The organism is Allobosea robiniae (genome assembly GCF_900102525.1).
GTDB classification, from domain to species: domain Bacteria; phylum Pseudomonadota; class Alphaproteobacteria; order Rhizobiales; family Beijerinckiaceae; genus Allobosea; species Allobosea robiniae.
Map to the genome: position 1 here is coordinate 64,938 of NZ_FNBZ01000007.1, position 15,055 is coordinate 79,992.

Here is a 15,055-nt window from a genome sequence, read left to right on the forward strand (position 1 = left end):
GGAACGATCCAGCGAGGGTACGGGCAGATGAGCACGATCACGGCTCTGGCAGCGACCGACGGCACCGCGACCGCAGCCCGGCCATACCCGCCGCTTCCCCACCCGGATGCGGCGGTCTACAGCGAGCTGCGCGCGCTCGCCGCCTGCGAGAGCATCCGCCACGAATGGGCCGACCTCGCAAGCCGCGCCCTTGAAGCCAATCCCTGCCTCGAACCGGGCTTCGCGCTTGCAGCCGCCCAGCATCTCATCTCCTTCCGCAACGTCGAGCTGATGCTGCTCTGGCAGGGCGGTCCGGGCTCGGCGCAGCGCCGTCTCGTTGGGCTCATTCCCTGCCGGACGCAGCGCCATGTCTTCGCGTCCGATACGCTGGAAGGCTTCGCCGATCCGCGCCTGCTGAATGGCACGCCGCTGCTCGACCGCAGCTTCGCCGCGCCTGCTCTGGCCGCTTTCCTGCGTGACTGGCGCGGCCGCAGCCATGCCACAGGGGCGTTCTCTCTCTCGGGAATCGATCCCGCGGGCGCCTTCGCCACCGCGCTCGCGCGCGTCGCTGGCGGCCATGGCGTGACGGTCGGTTGGCAGCCGCTCATCGGCCGCAGGCTCGAGCTGCCACCCACCGCCCGCATCGCCGCCTCCGACGAGATCTTGCGGGACAAGGGCCGCCTGATCCTTGCCGAAGCCACGAACCAGGTGGACCGGCGTGACGCCGTCGAGATTCTGCTGGCGATCGAGGCCTCGGGCTCGCGCGGCCGGGCCGGCAAAGCAACGCTGCAGGACACCCGCGAGGTCGGATTCCTCCGCAGCATGAGCCGCGATCTCGGCCGGCAGAGGCTCTGCCGGATCGCCGTGCTGGTGCTGGACGACCGGCCGATCGCAGCGGCGCTCACGCTTGGAAAGGGCGCCTCCTGCTGGCTCTATCACGGCGTCGGCGACGAAGCCTTCGCAGCGCTGGAGCCCCTGCCGATGCTGCTCGCCATGATGCGCAAGGCGCAGCCCTCGCGGCAAATACTGCTGCCTGGCGGCCTGCCGCTCTTCGGCGCCCGCAACGAGGCCTTCGGCACGATCAGCCTCACCTGGCGCCGCCAGCAGCCCGCGCGCCGGCCGGCCGACCTCGCTGCCCGCATGCGCGAAAAGATCGGACGCGCGCTGTTCAGGCCTCGGCCCGCAGCAGTCGACGGATGATCTTGCCCGTCGTCGTCAGCGGCAGCTCGTCGCGGAAGGCGATCTCCCGCGGGTATTCATGCGCCGAAAGCCGCGCCCGCACGAAGTTCTGCAACTCCGAGACCAGGGCTTTCGAGCCGCGATAATCGGGCTTCAGGACGACGAAGGCCTTGACGATCTCGGTCCGCAGCGGATCGGGCTTGCCGACCGCCGCCGCCAGCGCCACCGCCGGATGCCGCAGCAGGCAATCCTCGATCTCGCCCGGCCCGATGCGATAGCCCGAGGAGGTGATGACGTCGTCGTCGCGGCCGATGAAGCGGACATAGCCATCCTCGTCCTGCACGCCCTCGTCGCCGGTCGTCATCCAGTCGCCGACGAACTTCGCCGCCGTCGCCTCCGGATTGCGCCAATATTCCAGGAACATTACCGGATCGGGCCGGCGCACGGCGATCTGGCCTTCCTCGCCGGCGGCGCAGACCGTGCCGTCCGGCCGGATGATCGCGACCTCATGGCCCGGCACCGCCTTGCCGATCGCGCCCGGGCGGCTGACGCCGAGCGCCGCGCTCGAGGCGAGCACGAGGTTGCATTCGGTCTGGCCATAGGCCTCGTTGATGGTGAGGCCAAGTGCCTCGCGCCCCCATTCCAGGGTCTCGGCGCCGAGCGCCTCGCCGGCCGCAGCGACCGTGCGCAGGTTCAGGCGCCAGCGCCCCTGCGGGCTGCCCGCGCCGCGCATCATCCGGAGCGCGGTCGGCGGTACGAAGGCGTTGCGGATGCCGAGATCCTGGATCAGCCGATAGGCCTCCTCCGGCTCGAAGCGCGTCACCGGCCGCGCCACGACCGCGACTCCGAAATGCAGTGCCGGCAGCAGCATGTTGAGCAGGCCGCCGGCCCAGGCCCAGTCGGCCGGCGTCCAGGCGAGATCGCCCGGCTGCGGCATGAATTCATGGGGCATCTGCACGCCCGGCAGATGGCCGGGCAGGACACGGTGGCCATGCAGCGCGCCCTTCGGATTGCCTGTCGTGCCCGAGGTGTAGATCATCAGCGCCGGATCGTCCGGCGTCGTCTCTACGGCCGTGAAATCCGGGCTGCCTTCCGCCAGCAGCGCGTCCCAGCCTTCGACCGCGCCATCAGCACCATCGGTGGAAATGCGTAAGCCGAGCTCCGGCAGCGGCTGAGCGATCTGGCCGAGCTTCGCCAGCCCGGCGGCATTGGTCACCACGACCTTCGCAGCCGAGTCGGTCAGGCGATAGGCGAGCGCATCGACGCCGAACAGCGCCGCCAGGGGCACAGCGATGGCGCCGAGCTTATAGGCGGCGAGATGCGCCGTCAGCACCGCTCGCCCCTGCGGCAGCAGGATGGCGATGCGGTCGCCACGACCGACGCCGCGCACCCGCAGCGCATTGGCCAACCGGTTGGAATGCTCGCTCAGCCAGCCGAAGCTGACCGGACTCACCTGCCAGTCCTGCGACACCTCGATGATGGCCGGACGATCAGGCTCTGCAGCGGCCCAGCGGTCGCAGACGTCCACGGCGATGTTGTAGCGTTCCGGAATGCGCCAGCGGAAGCGCTCGCGCAACGCAGCGTAATCGGTCAGGTCTGGCAGGATCAAAATAAACGTCCGGTGGGAGGCGCGGCACGATAGGCAGGCCGCTCCCGGCTGTCACCCGCGTCTTGCGTACCATCTCCCAGCGTAATGATGCGCTCAGAACATGCGTTCGCCGGCAGGAGGCAGATAGGCGTCGGTAAACGCATCGCCTGCCCGCGCCTTGTCACGGAAGCTCCCCGCCAGGACGAGCTGGTCCAGCGCCTGTGCCCAGCGCTCGCGGTCGATCCCACCCAGACCATGCGCGCGGACATACGGGGTCAGGATGTTGCGCTCGATCACGGCGGCGAGCTTGTCGCGCTCCACGTCGGCCTGGGCGCTCTCGTTGCGGCGCAGGACGGATTGCGCGCCAGCACCGGGATTGACCACGGTATCGCGGACGCCGCGCATGACGGCACGCACGAGCCCGCGCACGGCATCCGGCTTGGCCGCGGCGAACTTGCCGGAGACGATCACCGCGCTGCCGTAGAGCAGCAGGCCGTGATCGGCCATGTCCATCAGCACGATATCCTCGCCGGGCACGCCGCGCGCCTTCAACGAGACGGCGGTCGACGGGCCGAAGGCGAAGAGGGCATCGATCTCACCGGAAGCCAGCATCGGCTCGCGCACCGGCAGGCCGATGGTCTCGATCCGGATCTTGCTGTCGTCGATCTTGTTGAGGCTCTTGAAGATCGGCCATTGCGCGAAGCTCGCATCGATGCTGGCCGTGCCGAGCTTGCGGCCTTCGAGGCTCGTCGGGGCGGTCGTGATCCCCCGGCTCTTGCGGCCGATCACGGCATAGCCCGGCCGATCATGGATGATCATCACCGCCTTGAGATCAGCGCTCGGATTCTCGTCGCGGAAGCGGATCAGCGCGTTGATATCGCCGAAGCCTGCATCCTGCGTGCCGGCGGCCAGGCGCTGCAGCATGGCGCGTGCGCCATTGCCCGGCTCGATCACGACATCGAGCCCTTCGGTGCCGAAATAACCCTTGTCCTGTGCCGCCAGGAACGGCGCCGTCAGCGCATCGAACCGGCGGTCCAGCGCGAAGCGGATAGCGGTGTTACCCTGCGCATGGGCCAGTCGGCCTCCGGCGAAACAGGCCGCCACGGCCCCGACCGCCAGCTGCCCAAAACCGCGCCGGCACAGGACAGAGGAGCGAGAGGGCGAAGCGATCGGCATGTCTGGCCTCCGGGCGCCATGCTGGTTGGGGCACGGCATATCCGTGCGTCCAGTCTTGTTGACATCATAAGATGTTGAAATGGCGTCAACACCGAAGAAGTTCCCTGGCAAAAACGCATTATCGGCGGTCCCAGGCCGCATTTATCACCGCAGAGGCGAGCATTTCCCGCGCGTCGAGCGAGCAACGCCGCACCAAACATGAAAAGAGGAGCCGCAAGGCCCCTCTCTCATCGCATCTCGCTTCGAGTGAAACGCCTCAGGCGGCGCGATAGCGCGCCAGCCAATGCGCATAGGGTGCCGGCAGGGTCGCCCAGGCCGGGTTCTCGACACCGAGCGCCTGCGCCGCCGCATAAGGCCAATGCGGATCGGCCAGCAGCGGCCGGCCCAGCGTCACCAGATCGACCTTGCCTTCCCGCACCAGCGCGTCGGCGTGCTCGGGCTTGCTGATGTACCAGCTCGTCGAGGCCGGCAGGCCGGTCTCGCGCCGCACCCGCTCGGCGACCGGCGCCAGGAAGGCCGGCCCCCACGGAATCTTCGCTTCATTGGTCGAGAAGCCGACGCTGACATCGATGAAATCGAGCCCTTCGTCCTTCAGGCGTTTCACCAGCTCGATCGCCTCGGCGAGCGTCTCCTCGTCGCGCCCATCATATTCGATCACGCCGAGCCGGACGGAGAGCGGCCGGTTCTCCGGCCAGACCTTGCGCACGGCGGCCAGCGTCTCGATCAGGAAACGGCTGCGGTTCTCGAAGCTGCCGCCATAGGCGTCTTCGCGCTTGTTGGCATGGGTCGAGAGGAAGCTCTGCGCGAGATAGCCATGGGCGAAATGCAGCTTCAGCCACTGGATGCCGATGTCGCGGGCCCGCTCGGCCGCGGCGACGAAATCGCCGCGCACGCGCTCGATATCGGCCGTGGTCATCGCACGGGGCACACGCGGCAGCCCGCCGCCCTGTGCGACCGCCGAGGGCGCGATCGTCTCCCAGCCGCGCACGTCATTGGCCGGGATATGGTCGTCGCCTTCCCAGGGCAGGTTGGCGCTGGCCTTGCGCCCGGCATGGCCGATCTGGATGCCGGCGACCGCACCGGCCTTGCGCATCTCCGCGACGATCGGCGCCAGCGCCTCCGCCTGCCCGTCATTCCACAGGCCGAGGCAGCCAGGCGTGATCCGGCCTTCCGGCGAGACGCCGGTCGCTTCGATCACCACGAGGCCGGTACCACCACGTGCCAGCCCGGCGAGATGCGCCCGGTGCCATTCGTTGGCGACGCCGTCCTGTGCCATGTACTGGCACATCGGCGAGGCGATGATGCGGTTGCGGAGGGTGACGTCCTTCAGACTGAAGGGATCGAACAGGCCAGGCATGATGCGGCTCCACGCAGGTGGGTTTCTATGTTTCGATAGTTCGATATTTTTCGAACTTTGGCAAGTTCAAAACCCTGTGATAGGCTGCCGGCCATGCGACACGCCCGCCTACCCGCCTCCGAAGAGATCGCGCTCGAAGACGTCTTCCATGCCTTGAGCGATCCGTTTCGGCTCGAAGTCGTGCGCCGGCTGGCAGTGGAAGGTGAGCAGAGCTGCCAGGCTCTGGAGGGCGACCGGCCTAAATCCAGCGTCTCGCATCATTTCCGCGTCCTGCGCGAGGCCGGCCTGATCCGCACCCGCAACAAGGGCGTGAGCCGGATGAACGCCCTGCGTCGCGACGATATCGAGCAGCGCTTCCCCGGCCTGCTCGCTTGCGTCGTTCCCAAGTCAGGCGGTTGATCCGCAACCGGTTTCGCTTCGCCTGGCCTCACCCTATGTTCGCGCCATGAACCTCCCCTACCGCCCCAATGTCGGCATCGCCCTGTTCAATGCGCAGGGTCTGGTCTTCGCCGGCCGCTCGCACAGCGCCGGACCCGAGATCGTCCTGCCCGGCTTCGACTGGCAGATGCCGCAAGGCGGCATCGATCCCGACGAGGACATCGTCGCTGCTGCCCGTCGCGAGCTGGAGGAGGAGAGCGGCGTCACGGAGGCCGAGCTGCTCGCTGTGACCGAGGACTGGTGGAGCTACGACTTCCCGCCCTATGACGGCCCCTGGCACAAGCTTTCGGCCTTCCGCGGCCAGCGCCAGCGCTGGGTCGCCTTCCGCTTCACCGGCAGCGAGAGCACGTTCGACATCGGCAAGCCCAATGGCGACGAGCCGCCGGAATTCAGCGAATGGCGCTGGCGCCCGCTTGCGGAGATGCCGGAGCTGGTCGTGCCGTTCAAGCGCCCGGTCTACGAGAAGGTGGCGCAGGCGTTTGCGGGTTTCGCTGCGACCTGACCCGTCTTGTCATTCCGGACAAGCCGCGAAGCGGCGCAGATCCGGAAACCACCAAAGGACGAGACACCCAGTCGTGGCTTCCGGGTCCCCGCTTCGCTCCCCCCGGAATGACAAGAATGCACATTTAGAAACGAAAAAGGGCCGCTTGCGCGGCCCTTCCGAATTTCAAAGCTGAAGGGCGGATCACGCCGCCTTGCGCTGCTCGAAGACATGCTTGAATTCGCGCAACTGCACCAGCGCCTCCCGCAGGCGCTTCTTCTCATCGTCGTTGTGCGAACCGGCGAGGCGGGTCTCGGCCGTCAGGATCTCGGCGTCGAGCACGGCGCTATCGACATCCTCGAGGAACTTGCCCTGCTCGGCCAGGATGGTCATCGTTTCCTGGTTGACCTCGGCGAGGCCGCCATTGACGAAGAATTCCTTGCCGTTCTGGTCCGTCGTCTGGACGAAGACGATGCCGGCCTTGAGCGTCGCCACCAGCGGCGCGTGCCCGGCAAGCACGGTCATCTCGCCCTCGGTCGACGGGACGATGACACTGACGACCTCACCCGAGAACAGGATGCGCTCCGGCGAGACGAGTTCGAACTTGAAGGTGGCCATCGCCTGTCTTTTCCTCCGACCTCACCCCGGCCGCGGATACCGGGCCCGGGGCTTGCCAGATCTGTCAACAACCTATGCCCGGCATGGTTCCAGGCAGCAGCAGCCGCCCGGAAGCGCCGGTCGCGAGAGGCTTACGCGGCCTCGGCGGCCAGGCGCTGCGCCTTTTCGACAGCTTCCTCGATCGAGCCGACCATGTAGAAGGCCGCTTCCGGCAGGTGGTCGTACTTGCCCTCGATCAGGCCCTTGAAGCCCTTGATGGTGTCCTCAAGCGGGACGAGCTTGCCGGGCGAGCCGGTGAAAACCTCCGCGACGAAGAAGGGCTGCGACATGAAGCGCTCGATCTTGCGGGCGCGCGCCACCGTCATCTTGTCGTCTTCGGAGAGCTCATCCATGCCCAGGATCGCGATGATGTCCTGCAGCGACTTGTAGCGCTGCAGCGTCTGCTGGACCGCGGTCGCGACGGCGTAATGCTCCTCGCCGACGATGTCGGCCGAGAGCATGCGCGAGGTCGAGTCGAGCGGGTCGACCGCCGGGTAGATGCCCTTTTCCGCGATCGAACGCGACAGCACGGTACGGGCGTCAAGGTGGGCAAACGAGGTCGCGGGCGCCGGGTCGGTCAAGTCGTCGGCCGGGACGTAGATCGCCTGCACCGAGGTGATCGAGCCCTTGTTGGTGGTGGTGATGCGCTCCTGCAGGTTGCCCATGTCGGTGGCGAGCGTCGGCTGATAGCCCACCGCCGAAGGAATGCGGCCAAGCAGCGCGGACACTTCCGAACCGGCCTGCGTGAAGCGGAAGATGTTGTCGACGAAGAACAGCACGTCCTGGCCCTTGTCGCGGAAATCTTCCGCGATGGTCAGGCCGGCGAGCGCAACGCGCATGCGGGCGCCCGGGGGCTCGTTCATCTGGCCGTAAACGAGAGCGCACTTGGAGCCAGCGGTCGAACCGTTGTTCTCCTTGGGGTTCTTGTTGACGTTGGACTCGATCATCTCGTGATAGAGATCGTTGCCTTCGCGGGTGCGCTCGCCGACGCCGGCGAACACGGAGTAGCCGCCATGGGCCTTCGCGACGTTGTTGATCAACTCCATGATCAGCACGGTCTTGCCGACGCCGGCGCCGCCGAACAGGCCGACCTTGCCGCCCTTGGCGTAGGGCGCCAGCAGGTCGACGACCTTGATGCCGGTGACGAGGATCTGGGCGTCCGTCGCCTGCTCGGCATAGCTCGGGGCCGGCTGGTGGATGCCGCGGCGGGCCGTGGTCAGGATCGGGCCGGCCTCGTCGACCGGCTCGCCGATGACGTTCATGATGCGGCCGAGCGTCTCGTCGCCGACCGGAACCGCGATCGGCGCGCCGGTGTCGGTGACGGACTGGCCGCGAACCAGACCTTCGGTGGCGTCCATCGCGATGGTACGGACGGTGTTCTCGCCGAGATGCTGGGCGACCTCGAGGACCAGGCGGTTGCCGAGGTTGTCGGTCTCGAGCGCGTTCAGAATCTCCGGCAGGGCGCCGTCGAACTGCACGTCGACGACCGCGCCGATGACCTGGGTAACGCGGCCGGTGCCGGTATTGGCGGGCTTCTCGGCGGTCTTCGTCTTGGTGGTCTTGGTAGCGGCTTTGGCCATGGTGGAACCTCGGGACTAGCGCATTCGGATGTTGCGGCTGCCGGCGGATCACTCCGCCGACGAAAGATTAGGCGGTTATAGCGCTTCCGCGCCGGAGATGATCTCGATCAGTTCCTTGGTGATCATCGCCTGGCGCGAGCGGTTGTAGATCTGCGTCTGCTTCTTGATCATCTCGCCGGCATTGCGCGTGGCGGAATCCATCGCCGACATGCGCGCGCCCTGTTCGGAAGCGGCGTTCTCGAGCAGCCCGCGCAGGATCTGGACGGTGAGGTTGCGCGGCAGCAGCGCCTCGAGGATCTCGCCCTCGTCCGGCTCGTAATCGTAGACCGCGTCGGTCTGCTTCGTCCCTTCCGGGATCTCGGCCGGGATGATGCGCTGCGCCGTCGGGATCTGGGCGATCACCGAGCGGAAGCGCGAGAAGAACAGCGTCGCGACGTCGAATTCGCCATTGCCGAAACGCGCCAGCACGTTCTGGGCGATCGTCTCCGCGTTGGCGAAGCCGACCTGCTTGAACTCGCGCAGATCGATGAACTCGATGATCTCGGCCGCGAACTGGCGGCGCAGGATGTCGTAGCCCTTCTTGCCGACGCAGATGATCTTGACCGTCTTGCCTTCGGCCTTCAGCGCCAGCGCCTTGTCGCGAGCGAGACGCGCGATCGAGGAGTTGAAGGCGCCGCACAGGCCGCGCTCGGCGGTCAGAACCAGCAGCAGATGCACCTTGTCGGAGCCCGTTCCGGCGATCAGGCGCGGCGCGCTCGAACCGGAGACGCCGGACGCGAGATTCGACAGCACCGTCTCCATGCGCTCGGCATAGGGGCGCGCAGCCTCGGCAGCCGACTGCGCGCGGCGCAGCTTGGCAGCCGCGACCATCTGCATGGCCTTGGTGATCTTCTGCGTCGACTTCACCGAAGCGATGCGGTTTCTAAGGTCCTTCAAAGAAGGCATGTGGCGCTCTCACCCCGTCATGGTCGAAACTGACCATCTACGTCTCATTCCGTCATGCCCGGGCTTGTCCCGAGCACCCATGTCCTCACTCCCGCCCACCTTGCTCGATCGGCCGCAAGGCGTGAATGGCCGGCACGAGGCCGACCATGACGGGAAGCCCGTCCTCAGGCGAAGGACTTCGCGAACCCCGTCACGATGTCCTTGAGCTTGGCGGCGTTGGCGTCCGACAGGTCCTTCGACGTGCCGATCTCGTTGAGCATGTCGGCATGCTTGCCGCGGACCAGCGAGAGCAGGCCGTCCTCGAAGGCGCGGACCTTGTTGACCGGAAGCGCGTCGAGATAGCCGTTCACGCCGGCATAGATCACGACGACCTGCTCTTCCATCTTCAGCGGCGAGAACTGCGGCTGCTTCAGGAGCTCGGTCAGGCGGGCGCCGCGGTTGAGCAGGCGCTGCGTGACCGCGTCGAGGTCCGAGCCGAACTGCGCGAAGGCGGCCATCTCGCGATACTGGGCGAGCTCGCCCTTGATCTTGCCGGCGACCTTCTTGGTCGCCTTGGTCTGCGCCGACGAACCGACGCGCGACACCGAGAGACCGACGTTCACGGCCGGGCGGATGCCCTGGTAGAACAGGTCCGTCTCCAGGAAGATCTGGCCGTCGGTGATCGAGATCACGTTGGTCGGGATATAGGCCGAGACGTCGTTCGCCTGGGTCTCGATGACCGGCAGCGCCGTCAGCGAGCCGAGGCCGGCGGCCTCACCCATCTTCGCCGCGCGCTCGAGCAGGCGGGAGTGGAGATAGAACACGTCGCCCGGATAGGCCTCGCGGCCCGGCGGGCGGCGCAGCAGCAGCGACATCTGGCGGTAGGCGACGGCCTGCTTGGAGAGGTCGTCATAGATGATGACGGCATGCATGCCGTTGTCGCGGAAGAACTCGCCCATGGCGCAGCCGGCGAAGGGCGCCAGGAACTGCATCGGAGCGGCGTCCGAGGCGGTGGCGGCCACGACGATGGAATACTCCATCGCGCCGCGCTCCTCGAGCACCTTCACGAGCTGGGCGACGGTCGAGCGCTTCTGGCCGACGGCGACGTAGACGCAGTAGAGCTTCTGGCTCTCCGGAGCGCCTTCGACGTTGAGGGGCTTCTGGTTCAGGATCGTGTCGAGCGCCAGGGCGGTCTTGCCGGTCTGGCGGTCGCCGATGATCAGCTCGCGCTGGCCACGGCCGATCGGGATCAGGGCGTCGACCGCCTTGAGGCCGGTCGCCATCGGCTCATGCACCGACTTGCGCGGGATGATGCCGGGCGCCTTGACGTCGACGCGGGCGCGGGTCTTGGACTTGATCGGGCCCTTGCCGTCGATCGGGTTGCCGAGCGCGTCGACGACGCGGCCGAGCAGCTCCTTGCCGACGGGAACGTCGACGATGGCGCCGGTGCGCTTGACGGTCTGGCCTTCCTTGATCTCGCGGTCGGAACCGAAGATCACGACGCCGACATTGTCGCTCTCGAGGTTGAGCGCCATGCCGCGCACGCCGGACTCGAACTCGACCATCTCACCGGCCTGGACCTTGTCGAGGCCGTAGACGCGGGCGATACCGTCGCCGACGGAGAGAACCTGGCCGACTTCGGTGACCGAAGCTTCCGAGCCGAAATTCGAGATCTGAGCCTTCAGGATGGCGGAGATTTCAGCGGGGCGGATGTCCATCAGCCGACCTCTTTCATGGCAAGACGAATTGAATTGAGCTTGGTTTTCAGCGAGGCGTCGACCATGCGGGAGCCCATCTTGACGATGAGCCCGCCGATCAGGGCCGGGTCGATCTTGATCGAGACGTCGACATCCTTGCCGGCGACGCCCTTCAGCGCCGCGCGGATCTCGTCGACGCGCTTGGCCGTGGGCTGCTCGGCGACCGTCACCTCGGCGGAGACGATGCCCTTGGCCTCGGCGACCAGACGCTTGTAGCCGGCGATCATGCCCGGCAGCGCGAAGAGGCGGCGCTTGCTGGCGACGAGGCCGATGAAATTGGCGGCGATGCCGGTGATGCCAGCCTTCTCGAGCACGGCCTTGATCGCCGCGACCTGCTCCTCGGCGGTGAAGGCCGGGCTCTCGATCAGGCGACGGAGGTCCTCGCTCTCGGCGAGCAGACCGTTGAAGCTATCCAGAGCGGCCGCGACGGCGTCGATCGCGCCTGCCTCCTGAGCCAACTCGAACAGAGCGGTGGCATAGCGTTGAGCTACGCCCGACACCAATGTCCCCTGCGATCCGCCTTCAGCCACGCTTCCCGTCTCTCGTTTCAAGGGACCACACCGGCGACCTTCCTGACGAAGGTGGAGTGTATGCTCCCGACACTGCGAGTATCATAGGCCCGAAGTCGGCAAGACGACTTCGCGACCGAAATGTGGCGGTGCACTAGCATGCGGTTCCGGGCCGCGCAATCGCTGATTGGTCGTCACAAGCGGCGATTTTGCCGCGCCTTTCACCTCTTCAAAGGAAGCTTTGCGGATCGACGTCCACCGCGACCCGGACCGAGCCCTTTGGCCGGGGCGCCCGTTTCAGCCAGCCGCGCAGATAGTCCTGCAGGTTGATCTCGCGCGCCGTCTTGACGATCAGGCGCATGCGATGGCGCCCGCGCAGCACCGCCAAGGGCGCTTCCGCCGGCCCCAGCACCATGATTCCGTCATTGGCCTCGGCGCAGCGCGCCAGCGCCCGCGCATGGCTTTCGGCCTCGGCCTGGTTGTTGGCGGAGACGATCAGCGCCGCCAGTCGCCCGAAGGGCGGCAGGCCCGCCGCCTCCCGCGATGCCTCCTCTGCGGCATAAAACCGCTCCGGATCGCCCGAGATCAGCGCCTTGAGCACAGGATGCTCCGGGTCATGCGTCTGAAGCAGGGCGCGGCCGGGTTTCTCGCCCCGCCCTGCGCGCCCGGTGACCTGTCGCAAAGCCTGGAAGGTTCGCTCCGCCGCGCGCGGATCGCCGGATGTGAGGCCGAGATCGGCGTCGATCACGCCAACCAGCGTCATGCCGGGAAAATTATGGCCCTTGGCCACGAGCTGCGTGCCGATGACGATATCGAATTCGCCTTCGGCCACCGCCATCAGTTCCGTCTTCAGCCTTTCTGTCCCTCCCGGAAAATCGCTGGAGAGCACGATCGAACGCGCCTGTGGAAAAAGCGTCGCGACCTCCTCGGCCAGCCGCTCCACACCCGGGCCACAAGCGACCAAGCTCTCGGGCTTGTGGCAGGCCGGGCATTCATGCGGCCGACGCTCGACATGGCCGCAATGATGGCAGACCAGCGCCCGCCGAAAACGATGGTCGACCAGCCAGGCTGAGCAGTTCGGGCACTGGAAGCGGTGGCCGCAATCGCGGCACAGCGTCAGCGGGGCATAGCCGCGCCGGTTGAGGAAGAGCAGTGACTGCTCCTTCGCCTCCAGATTGGCCTCGACCGCCTTGATCAGTGCGCCCGAGAGCCAGCGCCCGCGCTCCGGCTTGTCGCGGCGCAGGTCGACGAGGCCCAGCTGCGGCAATTCGCGCCCGCCGAAACGCTCCGGCAGCTTGAGATGGGCATAGCGACCGCGCTCGGCATTGACGCGGGTTTCCAACGAGGGCGTCGCCGAAGCCAGCACGACGGGCGCATTCTCGATCCGGCCCCGTACCACCGCCATGTCGCGCGCATGATAGGAGACGCCGTCCTCCTGCTTGTAGGCGCTCTCATGCTCCTCATCGACGACGAGGAGGCCGAGATCGCTATAGGGCAGGAACAGGGCCGAGCGGGCGCCGGCCACGACCTTGGCCTCCCCTGATGCGATCGCCGCCTGCAGGCGCTCGCGCTTGCGGCCCGTCACCGCCGAATGCCACAGGCCCGGCCTGACGCCGAAACGCGCTTCGAACCGGTCGATGAACTGCGCGGTCAGCGCGATCTCCGGCATCAGGATCAGGCTCTGCCGCCCCAGCCGGATCGCCTCCGCCACCGCCTCGAAATAGACCTCCGTCTTGCCCGAGCCGGTGACGCCTTCGAGCAGCGAGACACCGAAGGCCTTCGCCTGCACGGACTGGACCAGCGCCTGCGCGACCTCCGCCTGCCCTTCCGAAAGCTCCGGCACGGCATGGTCGGGATCGGGCAAGGCGGCGATCGCCTCGCGCGGCAAGGGTTCGACGATGAAGGTGCCGGCATCGACGAGGGAATCGATCACGGCCGCGCTGACGGAAGCCGCCTCGGCCAGCGCCGATTTGCCGATCAGCAACCCGCCCTCGGCCGCCGCGATCGCCCGCGCCCGCGCCGGAGTCATCCGCCCTGGCGGCGGGCCTGCTAACCTCACCCCGAGCTTCGGTCGCTCGGGCGTATCGTCCGGTTGTCGGCGCAGAGCCAGCGCCAGTACCGAGCCCTTCGGTGCGAGCGTGTACCATGCGACCCAGTCGACGAGCTTGCGCAGCGCCGGGTCGAGCGGCGGCATATCGTATTTGCCGGTGACCTTCTTGAGGTTGCCGCCGCGCCCGGAACCGACATCCCAGACGACGCCGACCGTCTCGCGTGGGCCGAGCGGCACCTGCACGACATCGCCGGGCTTGAGCACGAGCCCGGCCGGCACGGCATAGCTATAGGCCTGATCGAGCCCGAGCGGGATCAGCACATCGACCGTGCCGCCTTCGATCATGTCCGCCGTCTCATCCATCGCGCCAGTGTCTAGCACCGATTCGGCTGCTGTTAAGGCAGGAGCGTCATGCTTCCGCGATGACCGATTTCGACTCCTTCCGTAGCGACTGGCTCCAGCACCTCTCGGCCGAGCGGCGCCTTTCGCCGAAGACGCTGGAGGCCTATGCCCGCGACCTCGGCCAGTTCCATGCTTTCCTCACCGAGCATCTCGACGGCGCGCCCTCGCTTTCCGACGTCGCCGCGCTCAAACCCGTCGACCTGCGCGCCTTCCTCGGCCAGCGCCGGCGCGACGGCGTCGGCAACCGCACCTTGATGCGCCAGCTCGCAGCGCTCCGCTCCTTCGCCCGGTTCGGCGAGCGGAACGGCAAGCTCACCGCCGCTGCCTTCGCCGCGACCCGCGGCCCACGCCTCGGCAAGTCGCTGCCGCGCCCGCTCGAGCCCTCGGCCGCCCGCGCCGTCACCCAGGCCGATACCCGCGCCGGCGAAGAGCGCGAGCAATGGATCCTTGCTCGCGACGCTGCCGTCCTGGGCCTGCTCTATGGCAGCGGCCTGCGCATCTCGGAGGCGCTCTCGCTCGCCCGCACCCAGGCCCCGCAGCAGGCCGGCGATACGCTGACCGTCATCGGCAAGGGCAGCAAGACGCGGATGGTGCCGGTGCTGCCCGTCGTGATCGCGGCGATCGCGGAGTACCTGAAGCTCTGTCCCTGGCGGTTGCCGCCGGAAGGGCCGCTGTTCGTCGGTGCCAAGGGCGGGCCGCTCTCGCCCCGTATCATCCAGCTCGCGGTCGAGGGCCTGCGCGGCGCGCTCGGCCTGCCCTCCTCCGCCACGCCGCACTCGTTGCGCCATTCCTTCGCCACGCATCTGCTCGGGCGCGGCGGCGATCTGCGCGCCATTCAGGAACTGCTGGGCCACGCCTCGCTCTCGACGACGCAGATCTATACCCGCATCGATTCGGCCCGCCTGATGGCCGCCTATGACGCGGCCCATCCGCGCGCCGGCCGCTGACGCCCTCTTGCTGCCCAAACGGAAAACCTTA

Annotated in this window: 13 protein-coding genes; 4 read left to right on the plus strand and 9 right to left on the minus strand. The window is 67.4% G+C overall.

Annotation, left to right across the window (positions count from 1 at the left end):
• Nucleotides 1-27 precede the first annotated feature (27 nt).
• Nucleotides 28-1,179: a GNAT family N-acetyltransferase gene (locus BLQ70_RS19175; protein ID WP_091859998.1), complete on the plus strand. Its 1,152-nt coding sequence runs from the start codon at nucleotides 28-30 to the stop codon at nucleotides 1,177-1,179.
• Here BLQ70_RS19175 and BLQ70_RS19180 read toward each other — a convergent pair.
• The 3 genes from BLQ70_RS19180 to BLQ70_RS19190 form a co-directional block, all read right to left on the minus strand.
• Nucleotides 1,148-2,764: an AMP-binding protein gene (locus BLQ70_RS19180; RefSeq protein ID WP_091860729.1), complete on the minus strand. Its 1,617-nt coding sequence runs from the start codon at nucleotides 2,762-2,764 to the stop codon at nucleotides 1,148-1,150. The two genes, BLQ70_RS19175 and BLQ70_RS19180, sit on opposite strands and share 32 nt — an antisense overlap.
• 96 nt (nucleotides 2,765-2,860) lie before the next feature.
• Nucleotides 2,861-3,922 (minus strand): ABC transporter substrate-binding protein, encoded by a 1,062-nt coding sequence (locus tag BLQ70_RS19185; protein ID WP_170843472.1) that lies wholly within the window; start codon nucleotides 3,920-3,922, stop codon nucleotides 2,861-2,863.
• A gap of 256 nt (nucleotides 3,923-4,178) precedes the next feature.
• Entirely contained in the window at nucleotides 4,179-5,279 is a 1,101-nt protein-coding gene (locus BLQ70_RS19190; RefSeq protein WP_091860003.1) for an NADH:flavin oxidoreductase/NADH oxidase, read from the minus strand.
• A gap of 93 nt (nucleotides 5,280-5,372) precedes the next feature.
• Here BLQ70_RS19190 and BLQ70_RS19195 point away from each other — a divergent pair, with 93 nt between their 5' ends.
• Both BLQ70_RS19195 and BLQ70_RS19200 read left to right on the plus strand, forming a co-directional pair.
• The gene (locus BLQ70_RS19195) at nucleotides 5,373-5,678 is read left to right on the plus strand and encodes an ArsR/SmtB family transcription factor (RefSeq protein WP_091860006.1); all 306 of its coding nucleotides are present in this window, start codon (nucleotides 5,373-5,375) and stop codon (nucleotides 5,676-5,678) included.
• A 46-nt stretch (nucleotides 5,679-5,724) separates the two neighbouring features.
• Nucleotides 5,725-6,219 (plus strand): RNA pyrophosphohydrolase, encoded by a 495-nt coding sequence (locus BLQ70_RS19200; RefSeq protein WP_091860009.1) that lies wholly within the window; start codon nucleotides 5,725-5,727, stop codon nucleotides 6,217-6,219.
• A gap of 183 nt (nucleotides 6,220-6,402) precedes the next feature.
• Here the strand turns inward: BLQ70_RS19200 and BLQ70_RS19205 are convergent, their stop codons facing one another.
• The 6 genes from BLQ70_RS19205 to BLQ70_RS19230 form a co-directional block, all read right to left on the minus strand.
• Nucleotides 6,403-6,816, minus strand: a complete 414-nt coding sequence (locus tag BLQ70_RS19205; protein ID WP_061971400.1) for a F0F1 ATP synthase subunit epsilon — start codon at nucleotides 6,814-6,816, stop codon at nucleotides 6,403-6,405.
• A 131-nt stretch (nucleotides 6,817-6,947) separates the two neighbouring features.
• The gene (gene atpD / locus BLQ70_RS19210; protein WP_061971399.1) at nucleotides 6,948-8,435 is read right to left on the minus strand and encodes a F0F1 ATP synthase subunit beta; all 1,488 of its coding nucleotides are present in this window, start codon (nucleotides 8,433-8,435) and stop codon (nucleotides 6,948-6,950) included.
• A 75-nt stretch (nucleotides 8,436-8,510) separates the two neighbouring features.
• Entirely contained in the window at nucleotides 8,511-9,380 is an 870-nt protein-coding gene (locus BLQ70_RS19215) for a F0F1 ATP synthase subunit gamma (RefSeq protein WP_061971397.1), read from the minus strand.
• Between the two features lie 164 nt (nucleotides 9,381-9,544).
• Complete coding sequence (gene atpA, locus BLQ70_RS19220; protein WP_091860014.1) at nucleotides 9,545-11,077, minus strand: F0F1 ATP synthase subunit alpha; 1,533 nt, start codon at nucleotides 11,075-11,077, stop codon at nucleotides 9,545-9,547.
• Nucleotides 11,077-11,646: a F0F1 ATP synthase subunit delta gene (locus BLQ70_RS19225; RefSeq protein WP_061971394.1), complete on the minus strand. Its 570-nt coding sequence runs from the start codon at nucleotides 11,644-11,646 to the stop codon at nucleotides 11,077-11,079. The genes atpA and BLQ70_RS19225 overlap by 1 nt, the downstream gene beginning before the upstream one ends.
• Before the next feature lie 208 nt (nucleotides 11,647-11,854).
• Nucleotides 11,855-14,038 (minus strand): primosomal protein N', encoded by a 2,184-nt coding sequence (locus BLQ70_RS19230; RefSeq protein ID WP_244512095.1) that lies wholly within the window; start codon nucleotides 14,036-14,038, stop codon nucleotides 11,855-11,857.
• 59 nt (nucleotides 14,039-14,097) lie between these two features.
• Between BLQ70_RS19230 and BLQ70_RS19235 the strand changes: the two genes are divergently transcribed.
• On the plus strand, nucleotides 14,098-15,024 hold the full coding sequence (locus BLQ70_RS19235; protein WP_091860017.1) for a tyrosine recombinase XerC: 927 nt from the start codon (nucleotides 14,098-14,100) through the stop codon (nucleotides 15,022-15,024).
• Nucleotides 15,025-15,055 lie beyond the last annotated feature (31 nt).